The sequence below is a fragment of the Verrucomicrobia bacterium S94 genome (assembly GCA_004299845.1).
Classification (GTDB): Bacteria; Verrucomicrobiota; Kiritimatiellia; order Kiritimatiellales; family Pontiellaceae; genus Pontiella.
The window spans coordinates 2,094,229-2,115,629 of record CP036201.1 but is presented as its reverse complement, the minus strand read 5'-3'; the positions used below and the strand labels follow the sequence as shown (position 1 = coordinate 2,115,629).

The 21,401-nt window shown below is 50.5% G+C and carries 18 protein-coding genes and 1 pseudogene; 11 read left to right on the top strand and 8 right to left on the bottom strand.

Going from position 1 to position 21,401, the window contains the following annotated elements; all coding sequences use genetic code 11:
• Positions 1-26 precede the first annotated feature (26 nt).
• The 3 genes from EGM51_08955 (at position 27) to pnp (ending at position 4,375) form a co-directional block, all read left to right on the top strand.
• The gene (locus tag EGM51_08955; GenBank protein ID QBG47511.1) at positions 27-1,619 is read left to right on the top strand and encodes a sulfatase; all 1,593 of its coding nucleotides are present in this window, start codon (positions 27-29) and stop codon (positions 1,617-1,619) included.
• Between the two features lie 218 nt (positions 1,620-1,837).
• A complete protein-coding gene (locus EGM51_08950) occupies positions 1,838-2,107 on the top strand; it encodes a 30S ribosomal protein S15 (GenBank protein ID QBG49284.1) in 270 nt (89 codons plus the stop codon).
• Between the two features lie 162 nt (positions 2,108-2,269).
• Complete coding sequence (gene pnp / locus EGM51_08945) at positions 2,270-4,375, top strand: polyribonucleotide nucleotidyltransferase (GenBank protein QBG47510.1); 2,106 nt, start codon at positions 2,270-2,272, stop codon at positions 4,373-4,375.
• Between the two features lie 171 nt (positions 4,376-4,546).
• Here the strand turns inward: pnp and EGM51_08940 are convergent, their stop codons facing one another.
• From EGM51_08940 to EGM51_08930, 3 genes are read right to left on the bottom strand one after another with little or no spacing between them, the layout of a single operon-like run.
• On the bottom strand, positions 4,547-5,080 hold the full coding sequence (locus tag EGM51_08940) for a glycosyltransferase (protein QBG47509.1): 534 nt from the start codon (positions 5,078-5,080) through the stop codon (positions 4,547-4,549).
• Entirely contained in the window at positions 5,023-5,568 is a 546-nt protein-coding gene (locus EGM51_08935) for a hypothetical protein (protein QBG47508.1), read from the bottom strand. Before EGM51_08935 ends, EGM51_08940 begins: the two co-directional genes overlap by 58 nt.
• Positions 5,568-8,810: a DUF2723 domain-containing protein gene (locus tag EGM51_08930; GenBank protein ID QBG47507.1), complete on the bottom strand. Its 3,243-nt coding sequence runs from the start codon at positions 8,808-8,810 to the stop codon at positions 5,568-5,570. The genes EGM51_08935 and EGM51_08930 overlap by 1 nt, the downstream gene beginning before the upstream one ends.
• 99 nt (positions 8,811-8,909) lie before the next feature.
• Between EGM51_08930 and EGM51_08925 the strand changes: the two genes are divergently transcribed.
• Genes EGM51_08925 through EGM51_08890 form a run of 8 tightly spaced genes read left to right on the top strand, consistent with a single transcriptional unit; the run spans position 8,910 to position 16,456 of the window.
• The gene (locus EGM51_08925) at positions 8,910-9,422 is read left to right on the top strand and encodes a GtrA family protein (GenBank protein ID QBG47506.1); all 513 of its coding nucleotides are present in this window, start codon (positions 8,910-8,912) and stop codon (positions 9,420-9,422) included.
• Positions 9,423-9,425: 3 nt separating this feature from the next.
• Complete coding sequence (locus tag EGM51_08920) at positions 9,426-10,934, top strand: hypothetical protein (protein ID QBG47505.1); 1,509 nt, start codon at positions 9,426-9,428, stop codon at positions 10,932-10,934.
• Entirely contained in the window at positions 10,931-11,641 is a 711-nt protein-coding gene (locus EGM51_08915; protein ID QBG47504.1) for a glycosyltransferase family 2 protein, read from the top strand. Before EGM51_08920 ends, EGM51_08915 begins: the two co-directional genes overlap by 4 nt.
• 11 nt (positions 11,642-11,652) lie before the next feature.
• On the top strand, positions 11,653-13,131 hold the full coding sequence (locus tag EGM51_08910) for a hypothetical protein (protein QBG47503.1): 1,479 nt from the start codon (positions 11,653-11,655) through the stop codon (positions 13,129-13,131).
• A complete protein-coding gene (locus EGM51_08905; protein QBG47502.1) occupies positions 13,113-14,036 on the top strand; it encodes a hypothetical protein in 924 nt (307 codons plus the stop codon). Before EGM51_08910 ends, EGM51_08905 begins: the two co-directional genes overlap by 19 nt.
• A complete protein-coding gene (locus EGM51_08900; protein ID QBG47501.1) occupies positions 14,033-14,662 on the top strand; it encodes a hypothetical protein in 630 nt (209 codons plus the stop codon). The genes EGM51_08905 and EGM51_08900 overlap by 4 nt, the downstream gene beginning before the upstream one ends.
• Positions 14,659-15,303, top strand: coding sequence for a hypothetical protein (locus EGM51_08895; protein ID QBG47500.1), 645 nt, complete (start codon positions 14,659-14,661; stop codon positions 15,301-15,303). The genes EGM51_08900 and EGM51_08895 overlap by 4 nt, the downstream gene beginning before the upstream one ends.
• Positions 15,296-16,456 (top strand): hypothetical protein, encoded by a 1,161-nt coding sequence (locus EGM51_08890; GenBank protein ID QBG47499.1) that lies wholly within the window; start codon positions 15,296-15,298, stop codon positions 16,454-16,456. Before EGM51_08895 ends, EGM51_08890 begins: the two co-directional genes overlap by 8 nt.
• Here the strand turns inward: EGM51_08890 and EGM51_08885 are convergent.
• The 5 genes and pseudogenes from EGM51_08885 to EGM51_08865 form a co-directional block, all read right to left on the bottom strand.
• Complete coding sequence (locus EGM51_08885) at positions 16,448-17,653, bottom strand: polysaccharide pyruvyl transferase family protein (protein QBG47498.1); 1,206 nt, start codon at positions 17,651-17,653, stop codon at positions 16,448-16,450. The two genes, EGM51_08890 and EGM51_08885, sit on opposite strands and share 9 nt — an antisense overlap.
• 32 nt (positions 17,654-17,685) lie before the next feature.
• The gene (locus EGM51_08880; protein QBG47497.1) at positions 17,686-18,420 is read right to left on the bottom strand and encodes a hypothetical protein; all 735 of its coding nucleotides are present in this window, start codon (positions 18,418-18,420) and stop codon (positions 17,686-17,688) included.
• Positions 18,417-19,288, bottom strand: a pseudogene (locus EGM51_08875) (N-acetylneuraminate synthase). Before EGM51_08875 ends, EGM51_08880 begins: the two are co-directional and overlap by 4 nt.
• A 2-nt stretch (positions 19,289-19,290) precedes the next feature.
• Positions 19,291-20,439, bottom strand: coding sequence for an acylneuraminate cytidylyltransferase (locus EGM51_08870; protein QBG47496.1), 1,149 nt, complete (start codon positions 20,437-20,439; stop codon positions 19,291-19,293).
• The gene (locus EGM51_08865) at positions 20,439-21,398 is read right to left on the bottom strand and encodes a glycosyltransferase (protein QBG47495.1); all 960 of its coding nucleotides are present in this window, start codon (positions 21,396-21,398) and stop codon (positions 20,439-20,441) included. Before EGM51_08865 ends, EGM51_08870 begins: the two co-directional genes overlap by 1 nt.
• Between the last annotated feature and the right edge of the window lie 3 nt (positions 21,399-21,401).

Here is a 21,401-nt window from a genome sequence, read left to right as displayed (position 1 = left end):
TTTCAACTTCTGGAAAAAAGGATGAGATGATGAAACGGATGCTTTTGGTGTTATTGACGGCGGGTGCTGTCAGTGTGTCGGCGAAACTGGATAAACCGAATGTGGTGCTGGTGTTTGCCGATGATATTTCCGCACGCGAAATCCCGTTCTATGGCAGTTCTGTCTGGAGCGATGCGAAGGGCCGCGATACACAGGATATGGGTTATCGGGCGAAGACGCCCGTGCTCGACAGGCTGGCGGAAAAGGGGGCCTGGATCAGAACCGCCTGGGCGGCAACGGTCTGTTCGCCGAGCCGGGCAATGATGATGACGGGGCGCTATGCGAATCTGCATAAGTGGTGGCATAACGGTGATCTGGGCGGAATTGTGGAAAACGGGAAGAAAACTGACTGGGTGGTTCCTCTTTACGTTTCATCTCCGCTGCTGATAGGCCATGTGGCGCAAAAGGCCGGGTATGCGACCCAATGGGTCGGAAAAACCCAGATGAAAAAGTGTGATCATCGACTGTTTGGTTTTGATGAAGGTGTTTTCACGCCGGGTTCCTATCTCTTTCCGAAAAATCCTTATACCGATTTTGTGCTGACGGATGTGAAAGGGAAAAAGAAGACACAGGTGAATGAAGATACAGGGAAAGAGCTCTCGCACTATGCTCAAACATCCTGGTACTGGAAGCCGTCTGTAGCTTTGATGAATCATCCTACTGTACCGCCGGCGACTGCAGAGCAGAACTGCACCTATTGGCCGGTTTCTGAAGAAGATCGTAAAAACTACGGTCTTAATACGTATGGACCGGATGTGGAGCTTGATTTTGTTTTCGACTTCATGGAGCGGAAGCATCATGAGGGCAGGCCGTTTTTTGTTTATCACACCACTCACCTTGGGCATGACGGTTTTGACTGGCTGCATCCGGAGTCGGGGAATAAATGGCCGGGGACGCCGGGTATTAAATGGGACGGGAAAAAATATATCCGGACAGAGCCGAATATAACGGGCGATAACGGGAGATACGATACGCATGGTACGGTTACGGAACCGGGGATACATACCCATGTGGAATACATCGATTTTCAGATCTGGCAGTATCTGAAGAAGTTTGATGAGCTTGGCATTGCGGATAATACGATTCTCATTTTCTGTGCAGATAATGGAACCAGTACGTACGGCAAGGGGAGCCCGGATCGTCAGAAAGGCTGTCATGTCCCGTTTATGGTTTATGCGCCGGGGGCGGATTTCACGAAAAAGGGCGAGCAGGATATTCTGGTGAATATTGCTGATGTGCTGCCGACACTGGCGGATATTATGGGGTATGAAATTCCGGCCGATTATAAAATCCATGGTAAGAGCCTTTGGCCGTATCTGACCACGGATAAACAGGATCATCGTGACTGGATTTATGCTTATCGTGGCGGTATGCAGCTGATTCGCGGAAAAAAGGTGATGAAAGACGGTTTTGGAAAATGGTGGGATGTGGAGCATCAGCCGGATGATCTGATTCGTTTCCCGCAGATCAGAGATTGGGAAAAGGTCTCTGCGGCGCATCGTGCAGAGCGCGATAAACTGATGTGTATTCTGCCGGAATTCGATCATCATGATTCGGAACCGGATTTCGTAATAAAATAGGCGGGCGGTTCAGTCGCAATGAATGCTGAAAAACAATGAATACTCTGTAAATATATCTATTCGTTGCTTTTTCAGCATTCACTGCCGCTTCGGGGTTGAGTTTTCCGGGTTGCAAAAACAGGCGGAAAAACCTTGAGAAACTGTGCTTTACACGGGGTGAGGCGGTGCGTATAGTCCCGCTCTTACTTTTTGAGAGAGAACTATATCAACAGGAGTCCATAGCAATGGATCAAGCAGTAAAAGCTGAAATTAAAAACGAATTCAAGCGCGGCGAGCAGGACACCGGTTCCGTAGAGGTTCAGGTTGCGTTACTGACTACCCGCATCAAGGAATTGACCGAGCATCTGAAGACACATAAAAAAGACCACAGTTCGCGCCGCGGCCTCATCATGATGGTGAACAAGCGCCGAAAACTGCTGAGCTATTTGCAGAAAAAAGACGACGCACGTTATAAAGAGCTGATCAATAAGCTTGGACTTCGTAAATAAGTCGTTTGACCGGATGTTCTACAATCCGTAATTCGTTTGTAAGCCCTTTATCTCAAGTAAAGGGCTTGCTTCGTTTATAATCGCCGTCAATGGGACGGCAAAAAACAACAAGGAAAGGTGCGCTCTTCAGAACAAAATTTTAGCAAGGGCGCAGATGAAGTTATGAAGGGTACAACCAAAGTTGAATTCGAGGTCGGTGGAAAAACCATGACCCTCGAAACCGGGCTGCTCGCTAAGCAGGCAGACGGTGCTGTTACCTGTGGTATCGGAGCAAACGTCGTGTTCTCCGCAGTCACTTCCGCGAAAGAAGCCAAAGAAGGCGTGGATTTTTTCCCGCTGCAGGTGGAATACCGCGAAAAATTCTATGCAGCCGGCCGTTTTCCGGGGGGCTACATTAAACGTGAGGCCCGTCCTTCTGAGAAGGAAATCCTTACCATGCGTGTGACAGACCGTCCGATCCGCACGCTCTTCCCGGACAACTTCCACCGCGAAGTACAGATCAACAACATGCTGATCAGCTCTGACCAGACGCTTGATACCGATGTGCTGAGCGTGAATGCCGCTTCTGCGGCGCTGACATTGACCGATCTGCCGTTTGACGGCCCGATCGGCGCAGTCCGGATCGTCCGTAACGATGGCGAATGGATCATCAACCCGAATCATGATCAGCTGGCCGCGTCTGACATAGACCTGACCTATTGTGGATCGCGTGACAAGGTGATGATGATTGAAGGTTCCGCTAAGGAAATTCCTGAAGCTGAATTTATTGAAGCCATGAAAACGGCGCATGCCGAAGTGGTTAAAATTATCGACGGTCAGCTGAAGCTTCGGGCTGAACTCGGTCTTCCGGAAAAAGTATACGCTCCGGAACCGAAAGACACCACGCTGCTGGATAAAGCCCGTGAACTCGTTGGTGATAAGTTCAAAGAGCTGATGAAAATCAGCGGAAAGCTCGAACGTCAGGATGCGGTTAGCGCCCTGAAGGAAGAGTTAAAACCGCAGATGCAGGATCTCTTCCCGGAGATGACGGAAGATGAATATTTCCACGCTTTCCACGATCTGGAAGTGGAAACGGTCCGTAAAAACGTTCTTGAAGACCATACCCGGATCGGAGGGCGTGGTATGTTGGAAATCCGCCCGCTCGACATTCAGGTCGGAGTATTCCCGCAACTGCATGGTTCGGCCGTATTCGGCCGCGGTGAAACGCAGACGCTCTGTACCGTTACGCTCGGAACCACCAAAGAAGCACAGCGTTTTGACGCGGTGACCGGCGGTGAAGACGAAAAGAACTTTATCCTGCATTACAACTTCCCTCCGTATTCGGTGGGTGAGTGCGGACGCCTCGGCATGACCAGCCGTCGCGAAATCGGCCATGGCAACCTTGCAGAGCGTTCCATTGCGCCGGTGATGCCGGATGATTTCCCGTACACCGTACGTGTGGTTTCCGAAGTGATGGGATCCAACGGCTCGTCTTCGATGGCTTCGGCCTGTGGCGGCTGCCTGGCATTGATGGATGCGGGTGTTCCGCTGAAAGCTCCGGTTGCCGGGATCTCGGTCGGTCTGTTCACAGACGGCCAGGATAAATCGGTTGAAGTGATCGATATTCTCGGTGTGGAAGACCACTGCGGTGACATGGACTTTAAGGTTGTCGGTACCCGCAAGGGTATCACCGGTTTCCAGGTGGATCTTAAGGTTCATGGTATGAACTGGGATCAGGTTGAAGAAGCCTTCGAAATCGCCCGGAAGGGGCGTTGCGATATTCTCGACCAGATGGAGGCCGTGATTTCTTCTCCGCGTCAGGAACTGGCGGCTACTGCACCGCGTATCACCACTGTTAAGATTGATCCGGAAAAGATCGGCGCCCTTATCGGCCCGGGTGGAAAACACATCCGTGCGATTACTGATGGAACCGGTGCCCAGATCGACATCGAAGAAGACGGTACGGTTAACATCTTTGCGGTAGACGCCGATGCGATGGAGGCGGCGATTCGTGAAGTGAATGCTCTGACGGCCGAAATTGAAATCGGAAGAATCTACGATGGTAAAGTGATTGCCGTGAAAGATTTCGGAGCTTTTGTTGAATGTATGCCGGGCAAAGAAGGTCTGGTTCACATCTCCGAAATGGCTAATGAGCGCATTGATTCTGTCGATTCAATCTGTAAGCCGGGCGATGCGATGCGCGTTAAGTGTATCGATATCGATAACCAGGGCCGTGTACGTCTCAGCCGTAAAGCCGCGCTGAACGACGATGCCGAAGCCGGCGAATAAGTTTCCGTTTAATGGAAATAAAAAAAGGCGTCCTACGGGGCGCCTTTTTTTGTGTTATCTTGTTGTGGGGTGAACACCGGCCCGCGGGATGGGGGATTGTGGTTGTGCTGCAAAAAAAAGTCCCGATTATATTGTTGTCGGTAATAGCGATGAAAATCAAAGTGGAATTTTTTACTGCTGTGTTACGGCTTTTACGAATCCGGTTCTGAAGCGTTCCAGAGAATGCTCTTCCAGGATACGGTTCTGGATCTGTTCGATTTTCTGTTTCCAGGTTTTTCGAACATTTGAAAAGGTGGTGGCCAGTGAGGCAGAATCTTCGGGGGTGAATGTCCAGTCTGACGGAAGAATATCCTGCATGCCGTCACGGCGGCTTCCGATAACCGGAATGCCGCGGGCGAGTGCCTCGAGCATGACGAGTGGAACACCTTCGTAACGCGAGGGAATCACGACCATATCGAGTTTTTCATACTCCTCTTCCATATCCTGCTGCCAGGGCAGGAAGGTGAAGGAGCTATCGCCCCGGATCAGTTTCCGGAGTTTCTGTTCATCCGGACCGCTGCCTATGAGATGAGTCCGGCAGTCAGCAAACAGGCCGGCATGTTTACGGAGGGTGCGTACAAAGAAATCCTGCTGTTTCTGTTTAAATTCTATGCGGCCGATGACCCCGATCGTAAACGGTTTTTCCTCAACGGACAGTTTCGGAATGGGCGGGGGGGGATGCCGTTAGGAACGACGGTTACAGGCTGGTGGGCACCGCGTTCGCGCAGCAGTGCGGCCATACTTTCAGAGATGGTGATAAAACGATCGGGTTTCTGAAAAAGCGGCCGGTTTTTAATATCCCGCAGTCTGCCCATTTTCGCCCCCATTTCAGCAAGGCGATGAGGGATGGCGATATAGCTTATACATTCAATGCCGGCGCGGCGTGCCGCACATAATCCGGAGATAGACTGGGTGATATCGCCCTGAATAACGAGCATGCGATCCGGTTTCAGGGTCGGAATGCGGGGGGCGTCGGCTTCCAGAACCGTGAGATGTTCAAAATGTTTCAGGTTCCGGATAAATTTTCGGTTTTCGGGGTTATACATCAGGGTGACGTGCAGTCCCGGTGTTTCGGCGAGAGCCTCAATTCCCCGGGCGGCCATAATCTGATGGCCGCCGAAGCCGGGGGTGTCGTCATAAACCAGTATGTTCATTAGAGGCCGGGAATGGGGGCCAGACCCAGCGGATTTGCGGTTTGTAGGGGCGGTACGATTTTTTTGAATTCGGTTGTATTCCGAACCGTATCGAAACGTTTGTCTTTGCGGAGTGCATTGCGGGCCGGTTCGCCGCCTGCTTCGACCGCTTTACGCAGGGACGGCCACATTTCACTGCGTTTATTCAGGGCCAGCTGCAGTCCGGCAAGATTGATCCAGCCCTGGCTGTCCTTCGGCCGTGCGGCGGTATATTTTTTGAGGGCCAGTTCCACAATGTCGAGATTGCGTTTCTGGGCCATGAACTGGGCGATCGACATCATCCCTTCGGGCGGAAGTTCGGAGGAATTGAGCATGTTACGGGCCAGGGCCTCGCCGGCTCGGGAGTTGTTCATGGCGTAATAAATCTGAACGAGTTCCATCATTCCCGGGAAAGTGGTTTTTCCGCTCTTCAGACCGGCTTCAAGTTCAGCACGGCGTGCACCCATTTTTTTCATGTTTTTCAGATTGTCCAGGAAGGCTTCTGCCTTGTCGTTTTTCGGATCTTTCTCCAGGAAAATCTCGAAAATTTTGATGGCTTCGTCGTAACGGCCCTGTTTGGAGATCAGGTCGGCGAGGCGGAAGTTGGCTTCCGGGCTGAGGTCATAGAGATCAACCGCCTGGCGGAATGCGGCTTCGGCTTCTTTGGGTTTTCCGCGAGCGGCGTAGAGGCCGGCGATGGCACTGCGGAGTTTGGAGAACGATTTGCGGGCGACGATATCGCGAATGAATTTTTGGTCGTTCAGCAGACGTTCACAGTACCAGTTCCAGAAATCGGTGTCATTTTTGATGATTTCAGCCGTCAATGGCGTGGGTTTGTTGTTGATCTTCATGATCAGGCCGTGCGGTGTGAGGTAGGGATACATCCAGGGCAGGACGTAGCTTTCTTCGACGTAGAATGAGCGCAGGGGCGGCAGGCCGGTCTGCGGATCAATTACGGGATCTTCGTAAACCACGGCCGCACCAACGGGACGGGTTTTCTCATCGGTTTTGGGTTCGGTGATATATTGATTGTGGTCGAAGATCATTTTACTCAGGAAGCCGTTGATCTGCATCACACCGGCAACGCCTTGCACCTGAACCTTTCCGCCTTCGGTTGTTACGTCGGCTCCGGCATTAATGGTGCCGTTTCTGACACCCTGTACATACATCTGAAAAGCGCGGTTGGAGTCGACGGGCGAAGGAATCCAGATCTGATCCCCGTACAGATCGCGCATGACGTTCATGTAGGTATTGTCGGCCAGGGCGTTCTGGGTGATGAGGTAGACGTCCGGGCGGACTTTGGCGGAGTAGATCATATAGGTAGGAACAAATCGTCCGGGGTCGGTCCCTCCGAAGAAGATGGCGTTGGGGCCCATCGGTTCGGGATAGTTTTTGTTCGGGTAGGCGGCCCATTGCTTTTTGAATTCTTCGGTGTCTTCGCCATACCAGTATTTCATGTCGTCTTTAATGCCTTCGACGCCGCGGAGCTGCCAGTTGCCGAACTGCCAGCCGAAGTCGTGGCCGTTCTGTTCGGCACCGCCGACGACTTTGAGCTGACGTTCATTAAAGTAGTTTTTATGAATAAGGGCGAGTGGGAGCAGGAGAACCAGGGCAACGCCGGCAATTTTTGTGTAGGGGTTGTTTTTTACCAGCGCTTCAAGCGAGGCCATGAGAAAAAGGATGCCGTAGCCCAGCCAGATGACGAAGATGGCGTGTGACTGAATGTACTGTACTCGGCCGATGAAGAGGCTCTGGATGTCGGTTTTGGGGTTCTGTAGAATCATGAACACCAGGCCTACGGAAATGAATGCAACTATGGTGGTTACAAACCAGCAGATATTCCGCTTGCCTGTTTTCCAGATAAAGCCGAGCGGAATGATCGCGAGAATGGCAATCGGCCACATAAACTGGGAGCGTAGGTCGCCGAAATAGGTGCCGATCTGTTCAAGGAAGCGCGGCGTGAAGACGTGGGCCAGCTTGACCCGTTCATACTGTCCACGGGTGATGGCGTGCATGAATCCCTGCCAGGTACGGGGATAGCCCCAGTTGATCGGCGGATTCTGGTCGGAAGAGAAGGCCATATAGAAATAGAAGCCGAGGCCGATGAATAAAACGAGAAAGGTCGGGCCCACGATTTTCCCCTTGGGAAGGATAAATGTGGCCAGAAGCGGCACGGCCAGCGCATAGATCGTCCAGATCCAGAAACCGGCTTTATCGGGGCCGGCCACCCACATGTAATCGGCCAGTTCGGGATTTCCGGCGGCCATTTTATTGAAACCGACCAGAAGAATGTACATGGAACCCGTTACGATGAAGTCGCGTACCAGAAATTTTTCGCGAATCAGCAGACAGCAGATTATGCAGCCGGCAATGCCGATAATCTGAAGGAACAGGTTGCCGAAATAGACCCCGATCAGGGAGAGCACGAGTGCTGCCAGAGCCCCCAGTGTGAAACCGAGATGTTTCGGGGCGAAGATTTCAAGTTCGTTGAACACTACCGCAACCGCCATAGCCAGACCCATGAAGAGCAGGGTTTGGTGGTTGGTGATGCCGAGGCCGAAGACAAAGGCGCAGAGAATAAGCCATTTCGTACTGCCCGGTTCCCGGAACCAGCGATAGAGGAAAATAAGAACCAGAGACTGGAAAAAGATGTTCAGGGTGTAAACCTCGGCAATGACAGCCTGTGACCACATGCCCTGACCGAAGGCGAGCAGCAGACCGCCGGAAATACCGGCCACCAGGCAGAAGTGACGCTCTGTTTTTTCGCCGAGAATACGGGATTCCTTATGCAGACTGCGCAGAAGGTCCATGCCGGACCGGCTGATCAGCAGGGCGATCATTCCGCAGGCCGCAGCACCGGAAACGGCAGAAAACCAGTTGACGGCCCAGGCCGGATTGGGCTGGCCATGGAATGTGACAGCATGAAAGATCCACTGAAAGAACCAGGTCAGCAGTGTCCAGATCGGATAGCCGGGCGGGTGGGGTACGCCGAGAAAGTCGGAGGCGACAATCAGCTCGCCTGAGTCCTCCAGGCCCAAGGTCGGCTGAAGGGTCAGCGTGTAAACGATCAGTGAAATGGCAAAGGTTACCCAGCAGGCAATCCAGTCGGACTTGCGGAAAAACTTTTCAGAACTCAAAGCATACCTCTCATTTACAAAATGAACCCATAAGATAAAGTAATCCGCTTTAAGGTCAAGTTTGCATGGCCGTGCGGGACCGTTCATTTTTTTCGATGTTTTTCCCGGAAATTAACAGTACGCAGGGGGATAAAACACTCGCTTATCCCGGTTTGCTTTGCGTACTATGTCTGCCGCTTTTTATCTATGACGGATTCTTTAACCAGCTTGAATGCTTTCCTTCGCAATAAGGAAAAAACCGGTATCCAGTTCATTAAATATCTCTTTTTCGGGGGTGTTACGTTTGTGGTGGATGTGCTGGTGTTTTATCTTATGGCCTGGATTGTTCTGCCGAGTCTGCGGGAAGGTGATCCTTTCGGAATGGTCATCGGTTGGGTTGGCGGCCACATCCGCGTAGTACCGGAGGAGACCCTGCTGAGGCATTTTGTTCTTAATAAAATCGTGGCCTTTCTTTCCTCCAATACTGTGGCCTATATTACCAATGTTATTTTTGTTTTTAATGATGGGCGGCATCAGAAATTCAAAGAAGTAGCCCTGTTTTATGCGTTATCCACGGCCTCCTTTGTCTTTTTCACGTTGCTGAGCCGTTACCTCATTGCACAGTATAACTGGCAGGTTACATGGGCTTACTTTTTTGTGTTCACCTGTGCTATGGTAATCAACTTCACTATGCGCAAGAAGTTTGTATTTAAGGGCTGATTGATGGGAAAAGCGGTTCCAATCCTTGGAGGTCTTTCGGTGCTGCTGGCACTGCTGCTTTCCTGTATGAATCTGATACACGGAAACCTGAATCAGGACGAAGGATGGTATCTTTACGCCGCTAAAATGGTGTTCGAAGGGCAGCGGCCATATGCCGACTTTGCCTTCACGCAGGGGCCGGTACTGCCGAAGGTTTATGGCGCACTTTTTCCGGTTATCGAGAAATCCGGCGTTGTCGGTGGTCGTCTGATTACCATGATGTTCGGTCTTTCGGCTGCCGGTTTTGCGGGATTGCTGGCATTCAGGATCTCGGAAAAACGCGGGGTGGCGTGGATTGCGGTTTTTCTGCTGATTGCCTGCAATGTTTACCAGAGCTATTTTACGACGGTGGTCAAAACCTACGGATTGACCGTCTTTTTCCTGATGGCGGGATTTTATCTGCTATCCTTTCGGAACAGGATGGCGTTGATCTTCGGCGGGGCACTGCTTTCGCTGGCGGCGGGGACGCGGCTTTCTGCCGGCATTGTGCTGCCGATCACCGGAATCTGGCTGATTTTTCAGAAAGAGCGCAAACTTGACTGGCTGTGGTTCGGCATCGGCGGGGGCGTGATGCTGCTGGCGGTTTATGCGCCGCTGTTTTTTCAATCACCGGAGCAGGCGCATTTCGGGCTGCTCGGCTACCACACCGGCCGCGATCCCGGCGGGATCGGTACAATCCTGACGCTGAAGGTTGGTTTTATCTCCCGTTTTGTGCAGGCTTACCTCATTTTTACATTGCTGACACTGGCGGTGCTGGTTTTCCAACCATTGGAAAAGAAACTGGAGCCGACTGCGGTGCTGCTGTGGAGCTGCGGGATCGGTATTTCGCTGGTGCACGGGCTGGCGGCGTTTCCATATGACGATTATCAGGCGATTGCCTATCCCATTCTTGCCGCCGCTGCAGTACTGACGGTTCTTCCAAGAATTGAACCTCGATGGGTTGTTCCTTCGCTCTCGTTTTTGCTGCTGGCGTCGATCGCCACCGCCTTTTCTTCTCCCATCAATCAGGAATGGTTTGTTCGAGGACGCGACCGCATCTGGTGGAAGTTTAAGGAAAAGAGCGACCTCGAACTGCTGCGTGATGCGGCGGAAATCGTTAAACGGCACTCTCCGGAGGAATCTGTGCTGCTGACACAGGACACCTATCTGGCCATCGAGGCCGGACGCTCCGTGCCGCACGGCATGGAAATGGGCCCGTTTTCCTACTATCCCGATATGCCGACCGAGCAGGCGGAAAAACTGCACCTGCTTAATCGTGATCTCCTCTTGCATTTGCTGGAAACTTCCTCCGCTCCCGTCGCGGCTTTCAGCGGCTATGGGCTGTCGATCGAATCGCCGGCCATTGCCGAAGTCGGCGAGGCTGAGCGGAAAGCGTTCTTCAACCTTGTGGAAATGCGTTATCAACTCCTCGATGAATTTCCGGACTTCGGTCAGGCGCATACGACGCTTAAACTTTATGAGGCGGCACCATGAAGCTGTCGATTGTAATTCCGGCGTATAACGAAGAGTTCCGGCTGCCGAAAACGTTGCGGGAGTATTCAGCGTATTTTGCGGAAAAGTTTGGTAACGAAATGGAAATTATTGTGGTGGCCAATCACTGTTCCGACGATACGGTCGGGGTCGCAGAAAAAATTGCGCAGGAATGGTCGCAGATTAAAGTGCTGAATGAGCCTGGAAAAACAGGGAAGGGCGGGGCGGTTGAGCTTGGAATGAAGCAGGCCCGCGGAAGTTTGATCGGCTTTGTTGATGCTGATGGAGCGACTCCGCCGGAATCCTTTTTTAAGATGTTTGAAAACATAGAGGATTATGGGTGCATTATCGGTTCTCGCTGGATTGAAGGTGCTCAGGTTTATCCACGGCAGTCATGGATGCGCCGGGCGGCTTCGCGGATACTGAATAAGATCTTTGTACAGGGTTTATTCGGGGTGCCGGTTCGTGACAGCCAGTGCGGGGCCAAGTTGTTCAAAGCGGAAGTGATTCAGAACATCCTGCCGGAGGCCGTTGAGCCGGGCTGGGCTTTCGATATTGATCTGTTATGCAGAACAAAGCGGGCCGGTTATCGTATTCGTGAGTTTCCGATTAAGTGGCACCACGTTCCAGGAAACCCAACCAGATTTTTTGTGATGGGGCTGCAGATGCTGGCTTCGATATGGCGAGTTAAAAGAGCGTTAAATTGTTAGGATGTTGGAAAATGAAAAAAGATCGTACGAAATATTTATTCTGCCTCCTCTTTTTTATTGTCCTGGCCGCGATCACCTTCCGTTGTGTTTTTGCTCCTGATCATGTCTTTTCCGCATCGGATCTTAATATCGGGCGGCTGGCGGCAAAGAAAACAATGCTGCCGGAGTTGCTGACCGGACAGTTTACAGCCAATCAGGTATTAGGGAGCAGTGGTTATGGCTTTACCCTGTTTAATATACTGCTGGCGATTATGCCGCTTACGATGTTTGCCAACACATTTTACGGGCTTGTGCTTTTGGGCGGATCCCTTTCTATGGTTTGGTTTCTGAGGATATGGGGGCGCAGCTGGGCGGCATCAATTGCGGGTGCCCTGATTGCATTCTGGTTTAATTCGCTCACGCTGGCTTCCGGCGGTCATGCCTATAAAATGGAAGTGCTTGCATTTTCAGTGCTCAGTCTCTGCCTGATTGAAAAATCAGTTCGTGCGGAATTGCTTCGGAAATCGATTGGATTTTCCATGCTGGCGGGACTCGCGGTCGGGATCATGATGATTGAACAGCAGGATGTGGCATTGCTGGCCGGTTTGTTTATCGGGCCCTATGCGCTTTTCCGTCTGCTGCAGATGCATTTGAAATCAGTTGTTCGCTGGGGAGGTTTGCTTTTGCCGATTGCTGTCATTGCGCTGCTGCTTTCCGGTTCGACACTGCTGAAATCCTATAAAAACAATATTGCCGGTGCTGCTTCTGTTCAGGGTGGGGGTGCTGAAAAATGGAATTTTATCACGCAATGGAGCATGGTTCCGGGTGAGTGGCCGGATCTGATTGCGCCGGGCTGGGGGGGATGGAGCAGCGGGAATCCGGAAGGACCCTATTGGGGTAAAATCGGACAATCCGCTGAATGGGAGACGCAGAAGCAGGGGTTTGCAAACTTCAAACTCGACAGCATTTACCTGGGTATTATTCCGGTAATACTGGCTTTCTACGGTCTTTGGGCTGCTTTCGGAAAGCGCCGGGAACAGGATGGCGGTGCAGCGCTTTTCTGGGGAATTGCCGGGCTCATTGGGCTGCTGTTGTCTTTCGGCAAATACAGCATATTTTATAAACTGTTTTATCAGCTGCCGATGGTCAGTAATATCCGTGCACCGATCAAGCTGCTCGATAATGTAGAAATCTGTCTGGCGGTTTTGGCTGCTTACGGACTGGATCAGCTGTTGTCCGGCCCAAAAAAATCGAAAGCCGTACGCCGTTTATGCATTGCAGCGGCGGGGTGTGCCGGTTTGATGCTGTTGGCCGGATTAAAGGCGCTTGTTTTTCCAGGCTCATACGAGGCCGATCTGACTGCAATCGGACTGAAAGAATTTTCAGAAATTATTGTGAAAAATATATCCAGTGCCTGGTTCCATGCGGCACTGCTGAGTCTGTTCCTTGCCGGATTGGTCTTTGCTTATTGGAAAGGCTGGAAATATGCGCGGTGGGGGGCTCGGTTCTGATTGCTGTGCTGGCGCTGGACAGCGTGATGCTGTCCTCCCATTATTTCAAGGCGGATAACATAGCCCGGATCAAAAAGGGCAACGACATCGTCCGGTTCATAAAAGAAAATCAGGGGAATGAACGAACCTTTTTTATGGATCAAAGCGGGATCTATAATCAGTGGCTGGCCTCTGACGGACCTTTTCACGGCCTGAATCTGTTTAACATCTGGCAGATGCCGCGCATGCCCTCCGAATATAAGGAATTTCTTGGAACCGTCGGTCGAAACCAGATTCGCGTATGGGAACTTTCGGCCGTGAAATATGTGGCCGCACCGCAGACTGTTCTTCAGCAGTTTAAAAATAATCCGGCGCTGGGCGAACAGTTTACACCGGTGCTGAATTATCAGATTCCAACGGCAAAAGGTATGCGACCGGAGGTGTTGCTGGAATTTAAAAATGCTGTTCCGCGTTTTGCCCTCTATTCGAACTGGCAGGTTGTTCCGCTGGAGAATCAGTGCAGTCTGCTTGTTTCAGAGTCTCATAATCCACAAACGACAGTTCTGGTGGATTCCGGAGCCGGTCTTCCGGAAGCGAAGCTGAATGGCAGTCGTTTTCAGGCACTGAAGGCCGAGGTTTCCAAAAAGGCCGCAGTAGTGGAACTGGAAACAGATAAACCGTCCATCCTTCGTTTTGCCCAGCGTTTTCAGCCGGGATGGCGTGTTGAGGTGGATGGAAAACCGGCCGAGCTGCTGCGCGTGGACTACCTTTGCATGGGAGTGGCTGTTCCTGAAGGAAAGCACACGGTTGAATTCCGATGTGTGAGTGGCGCTTCTGAAATGGTGTTTTCGTCGGGGGTGTTTATTTTGTCATTTGTGGGCGGGGTAGTCTGTATTGTGATTCGAAAAAGGATTGGTACTGAATGATTAATCTGTTGATCAGGTTTTTCAATACGGACGCTCTTCTTAAAGACAGTTCCATCCTGTTTGCGGGCATGGCGATAGCGCATGTGTTTAATCTTCTGTTTCAGATGTTTATGGGGCGTCAGTTGCAGCATGATGAATTCGCCTTACTCGTTTCATTACTGGGAATACTGAATATTCTTACGTTTCCATTGGGCGTTTTTTCAACGACGATCAGTCGGTATTCAAATTTACTGATTAAAGCGAACCGACCCGGTGATGTTTCCCGGCTACTGATATACTGGGGATGGCGTTTGGTGGCTGTGGGGCTCCTGTGTTCTTCTCTCTGCTTTTTATTTTCGGGCCCGATTGCCGGTTTTATGCATTTGGAGCGTAAGGCTCCGGTTTTTATTTTCGGGATTATTTTGACGGGGTTGTTCTGCCGGCCTGTTGTGAATGGTGCTTTGCTGGGATTACAGCACTTTGATGGATGGTGTTGGGGAATGGTTATCGGGGCGGGGATTCGTCTCTTAATAGGTGTCTTTTTCGTAATAGCTGTTTCTCCATTTGCCGGATGGGGATTGCTGGGACATGGATTGGGGTTTTATGCCACGATTATTTATGGGGGCTGGTTCTGGTCTGGTGTTTGAAGAAGCAGGTGCCAACGGAGGAGCCCTTACCTTCCATAAGGCAGTATCTGTTTGGCAGTTTTTTTATTATGTTGGGATATTCCGTTTTGATGACGGGTGATGTTGTGATGGTGAAAAATCTTTTCCCTGAGTGTGCTGGCGATTTTGCCTATGCTGCGACGTTGGCGCGACTGATACTTTTTATTCCGCAATCTCTGGTCGGAGCCATGTTTCCTAAAGTTGTTGCGGAAGGACGAGGCTCAGCAAAACAGCAGAAATTACTGAAAAAAACGCTGCTGGCTTCTTTGGTAAGTTCGAGTGCAACTGCATTACTGTTTACGGTTCTGGCCCGTTGGCTGCCGCAGGTTTTATTTGGTATTGAAGTGCCTTCTGTAGATCTGGTTCGTTGGTTGCGCGTTCTGTCATGGGTCATGGTTCCGGTAGCCCTTTTGAGTAGTGTTATGCGATATGCTCTTGCTCAGTATCGTTTTACAATTGCGTCGGTTATTCCTGTGGCTGCACTGGGATACGTTATTGTCAGCTTCGCGTTTTTAAAGAGTCCCGATGCTCTGCTTGTCAGCCTTGGATTTCTTTCTCTTCTCTCTCTTTGTGTGGTTTCGGTTGCCATATTTCGGGATTCGGAAAGGAGTGTGCATGAGTAAGCGGCTGGTCGTTTTTTTTCCGTCCTGGCGGTATTTCGGGCATTTTGCGCTACCGCTTTTTGAGCCGCTGGCGGGGCGATATGACATTATTTTCTTCCATACGGAACAGGCGGTGTACGGATGGGACGACTGTCCGGATCTGTCCGGAAGAAAGATTGAAACCATAGATCTTAAGTCGCTGGGAACATGTTCATTTGTTACCGCCCTGAAAAAGATGAGGGCAGATGCTGTCGTGGTTTTTGATAAAGGCTGGGTTCAGGATCGTGCTTTGTTGCATGCGGCTCGCTATTTGGGAATTCCGTCGTTGCATATTCAGCACGGAATCATTGCCGAACTTGAATCTGTCGCAACCGGCAATCGCTTCCGTCGTATTTGTAAGGAAATGATCAAGGTTGTTCGTACGTTTCTGCTTTATGATGCCACTTTATTTCAGATTGGATATCTGCCGTTTTTCCGGTCGATTCCGTTTCAGCTGCGTCTGTTGATTAATCCGAATAATTACTATTATAATCATCGTCATGAAACGAGAGCGGATTTGGCTTGTATCATCGGAGAGCGGGATCAGCGGTTTTTTGTTGAAAAAGAAGGCTATTCTCCGGAACAGCTTATTCCTATGGGGGCCGCCCAGTTTGAAGAAGCTTATGCAATGGATTCATTTGATCCTGAAGAACGTTTGCTGATTGTATCTCAACCGCTGTTTGAAGATTACGTGTTAGAAGGTGGGCTTGCAGCCAAAGAGAAACATTTCAGGGAGATCATCGATGCATCGCCGGTTCCGGTTGCCGTTAAGCCGCATCCGCGGGAGGATCGGCAGTGGTATATTGAGCATTTTAATTCATCTGAACTTATACTGTATCCAACAGAGAAAAATATTAATGAAGCGATTCTGGAATGCAGTCATATCGCGGGATATTTTTCTACGGCATTGATTAATGCGCTGATCTTAAAACGACCGGTCGGGATTATTCGCTGGGTGGATGATAAGGCCTATGTGCTCAATCTGGACTCTGATGGGGCGGCGGTAAGTCTGACCAGACCACAGGATCTGTCTGGGATCCTGGAGTGGAAAGCTTCTGATGTTGATATGTCCTACTATGCGTATAATCGTAATTCCGGTGAAGTTCTGGAGGATACGCTGGTGCGGTTATTTTAATTCGGACAGAAAATCCAATGCATTCCGGCGCGTTATTTCCAGCAGATTGTTTTGAATCTGATGAATGCTTTTCCGAATGGATGGGTTGTTTTTCAACATTCGTCTTGCCGATGAAATAAGATGTTCTTTGAAATCGGGGGTGGTCATTTCCACTCCCCACTCCTTCCGTTTGATGTCGTCCAGAAACCAACGAATCTTATCATGTGACACAAGAGATAGAATCGGGGTTCCACATCCGAAGGGGATCATCTGTGCATGACCGCGCATGCCGATAACCAGTGCGGGTTTTGCATACGCTTTCACTACTTCGCGAGGGTGTATGTGGAACAGATCCACCATATCATAAGTGACTCCTGCTTTGTTCAGGTAAGGTAGCATTTGGTGATCACTGCGAGCATGGGCATAGTAAGCAATGCGGCAATCATTGGAGAGCTCTTTGGCGACCTGAGCCAGTTCGTTTAGAATGATATCCGCTTTTTTTCCCAGTCGAAGTTGGATCCGATCGAAAGCACAGTTTAGAACAACCTGCGGTTTCCCCTTTTTTCTTTCCGCATCGCCGCATAATCCGGGATAAAGCATCCGGCACAGTGTTGTCGGACAGGGTTGATAACGGACCTTATGATGAAGCTCTTCCGGGAGATAGGATTTTACAGCACGGATGCTGCCGGAATTGCGAAGGCCGATGAACACACTTTTTCGGGTAAGCTGTTCAAGGTGTTTTTGAAAAACGGGTCTGAAATCCGGCTGATTTCGGAAACGATTATATCCTACGGCAAATAAAGCAATAGGGATTTCGATCCGTTTCAGGGCCTCCAGACTGCAGCTCCATTGCCATCCGCTCAGGTTGTTGGGGTTGGTATCCCGCAGGAACAGTCCGCCGCCTCCGATCAGGAGTCCGTCCTGGTCATTGATATTTTTCAGAAGGGTTTTGTTCACTGTTCGGTGTGCATGAATACCAGTCCAGTGGTTCGGTGTTTCAAGATCAACAGCGTCGCGAACCGTGCGAGGAAGCAGAGTGTCTCCCGCATTTCCATCGGTATACATCGCCACATGGCCGATCCGTTTTCCTGTAGCCTCTTTGTCCGTCGAAACGAGAGCGGGTACATCCTGATTTATGTGGTCAGGAAAGAGCGAATAGCTCACTCGTTGTTTCAGCCAGTATGCGCGGTTCAATGCTTTGTCGAGAAAGGGTGTCATAGGGATTGTGAGGCTCTGCGAATAAAGTCCGGCTATGATTTCTTTAATGGGTGAAGTAGGTATTGACTGAGGAGGAGCCTCGGTAGGAAATTGGAAATACTTCTTGAGTCAGCAGGAATCGTAAGATCGTTCGGAAGAGAATATGCCATGATGCTCGACATTTTGAGCGGGATGCCTGCTCCGTATCTAACAGCAACTTGCACATTAGAGGAAAAGGAACTTAACAACCGCGTAAGGCTGTCCGCAGAGAAAAAATGAGTGTGCGGTTTTGTGCTGGAGCGGCGCATTTTCTCAATGGAGGAACAATCAGGAACCTCAATAATGAAGTGTTGTGATGAACTGATCAAAGAGTGAATGAAGGGTTTCGGGTCTGGAACATGCTCTAGAACATGGAATGCAGTAGTTAAATCAACCGGTGTCTCGGGGAAGTTGTTGAGCAGTGTGACATAAGGCGGATGTTCTTTCTCATATAAGTCCAAAGCATATAAACAGATTTCGGGAAGCACACTTTTGGCGGATTTGAGAATATAGAAGTCTGCGGGGGTTCCTATGTCCATCATGACCGCAGGACAAAGTGACTTTATGTAGTGAAGATAGAAGTCAGCTCTTTGTTGGTTTGTCGTGAAGCTGTCTTCCGTCTCTTCAATATGCTCGGATGCGAAAACATGTGAGCAATCACCGCACTTCAGACAGGGGACCTTCCATTTTTCGTGAGTAAAGCAGAAATCAAGATTCTTGGAGGCGCAAATGGGGCAACAGTTGTTCATAGATTCTCGTTTCTGAATTTGAGTTTGTCGCGCTGGATCAGTTCCACAGGGAGTACTTCTGTTTGTTTGTAAGTCAGTGCTTTATGGACATTGCGGAGGTCGCGAGCAAGTTTACGCATGCCGTCTGGTTCGAGCGATGCGGAATGATCCGTTCCTTTCCAAGTGCGGTCGAGGGTAAAATGACGTTCAATCCATTCTGCTCCAATCACCATAGCGGCTACGTCCGCCGCGATACCAAGGTGATGGCCGGAAAAACCGATTGCTTTGACCCGGTCCTTAAATTTTTCTTTCAAGCGTTTGATTTCGAGCAGACAAATGTCTTCAAACGCCACGGGGTAACCGGAGGTGCAACTATAGATGACAAGATCTCTGGCGCGTTCTTTGGATTCAAAGAATTGAATCACCAGCTCTTCTTCTGCATGAGTTGTCATCCCGAAGGAGAGGTGAATTTCTCCGTTATAGTGTTCGCAGAGATAGCCCAGCATTTCCCAGTGCAGGTTACAGGCTGACGGGATTTTTATAAGTTTGGGCTGCAGTTCAGTAATTTCTTTTGCGGAAGTGGTGTCCCAGACGGAGGTGCTGTATTCGATGCCGAATTCCTTGCACCACTTCTGCAGCTGCCGATGCTGATCGAGATCGAACTCAAGAAATTCACGGTGTGCGCCATAGGTGTCGCCGTAGGCATGCATGGGGTTGGGATGGGGGCATTATATTGCTCTTCGGTGAGCAGCTCCTTCGGACAGCGTTTCTGGAATTTTACCACGTCGGCTTTGCAGAACATGGCGGCTGTCATGATCAGTTCGTGTGCAATATCTATTTCGCCTTTATGATTGCATCCGATTTCGGCGATTACTTTCGGAGGGTTCATGGTTATTCCTTTATTTGTGTCAGAATCATGTCGCAGAGTTCGCGTACAGCGCCATGTCCGCCTTTGTTATTCAGTACCAGATCCGCTACCTGAATAGCGGAAGGGTGGGCATCCTGAGGTACTGCGCCGGTACCGGCAGCTGTGAGGCATTCAATGTCATTTGCATCATTTCCGACATAGATTGTGTGCTCCGGATCCAGCCCGTTTTCCTGGCACCACGCGGTGAAGCGGTCAATCTTATTGTTGCCGAGCCGGTGGAAGCATTCGAGTTTCAGTTTTTCACAACGGGAGCGAACCACCGGATTTTCTTCAGTTGACATCACGGCCATACGAATTCCTGCATCACGCAAGCGGGCAATACCCCAGCCATCGCCCCGGTTGCACCGGACGCTTTCTCGGCCGTCTTCGCTCACAAATACCGTATTGTCTGTCAGAACACCGTCAAAATCGAAGACCACAGCATCCACTCTTTCCGGAAGTGGATTTTTTGGTTGTGCCAAGCGGGAAAGTGCCTCCGCGACCACGAGATCGTCCGGGGTGTCGATTTCCCAGCTGCGTGTAGAGGGCATTTCAGCGATTACGGTTTTCCCGAAAAAGCGGTGCCGGGACTTTAGAAATCCGTCCGTTTTCATTACATAAACAGCACCGTTTTCTGCAAATTCCGGTTCCATATCCTGACGGCGCAGGCGTTCCCTGCTATTGTGGTTGATTCCTTCGGCATGGTCGGTTTTTCTCCAAAGAAAGCGATGCGACTCCGTGGCGGTAAAAGCACTGTCGGCATCAAGATCAATCAGTTTCTTGATACAGCAGTCAATATCTTCGCTTCGGGTCAGGGGAGAGGTGCACTGAAGGAATACGGTAAGGTCCGGTTTTTCGTTCAGATTTTCTAATGTGTGGATCAGGGCATCCTCTGAAGAGGCAATATCGGAACTGATTTCATTCGGGCGTATAACCACTTCCGCGCCGCAGTCTTTGGCAACCCGGGCAATTTCCGCATTATCGGTTGAAACGACCACCGCATTGATATATGAGGATTGAAGTGCTGCATTTATCGTCCAGGAGATTAACGGCTTTCCATTGAATGGGTAGATGTTCTTTCGTGGAATACCTTTTGACCCGCCCCGGGCAGGAATGATGGCAATGATCTTCATTATTCCGGAATCTCCAGATTAGTTTGTTTAATCAGGTAAAGCGGACGGTCTTTGATTTCGTCGAAGACGCGGCGGAGGTATTGACCGAGAATGCCCATGCAGAACATCTGCAGGCCGGAGACGAAGAAAATGGCCAGCGTCAGATAGGTGGTTCCTGCATGATTCGGGGAGCGGTCCGCCAGATTCCAGACAATAAAGAGATAGATTCCGATGCCGACGGAAAGGGTGCAGAGGAGTCCGCCTAGATAAAAGATAAAGCGAAGAGGGGTTCCACTGAATGAGGTGATGGCGTTCAGCGCCAGTCCGATCGATTTGATGAGGGGATATTTGGTGACGCCGGCGTGGCGGGCGTCGCGGACATATTCAACCGAGGTTTGGGAAAATCCGATCCAGGAGGCGAGGCCGCGCATATAGCGGTGCTGTTCGGGCATTGAGTTGAGGGCATCGAGTGCTTTGCGGCTGAGCAGCCGGAAATCGCCGGCATCGACTGTCATTTCCACTTCGGTGATATGGGTCATGATACGATAGAAGCAGTGGGCCAGGAATTTTTTGAGTCCGGTTTCTCCTTTCCGTTCGGAGCGGACGGCGTGTACTACATCGAAACCCTCTTTCCATTTTTTTATAAGCTCGACGATCACTTCGGGGGGATCCTGCAGGTCTGCATCGATAATAACCGCCGCATCGCCGGTGCAGAGATTCATTCCGGAGGTGATGGCTCGCTGGTGACCGAAATTGCGCGATAACTGGATGTATTTTACGTTTGAATCGTTTTCTGCCGTTTCCAGAACCCAGGAGAGACTTCCATCGGTGCTGCCGTCGTCAATAAAGATAAATTCAGGCGTTTCTTCCAATCTCCGGAAAACCTGCAGGCAGCGCTTATACAGCAAAGGGAGGTTCTCCTGTTCATTCAGAAAGGGAACAATGATGGAGACTCTTGACGTTTCAGAATCGGCATTCATATA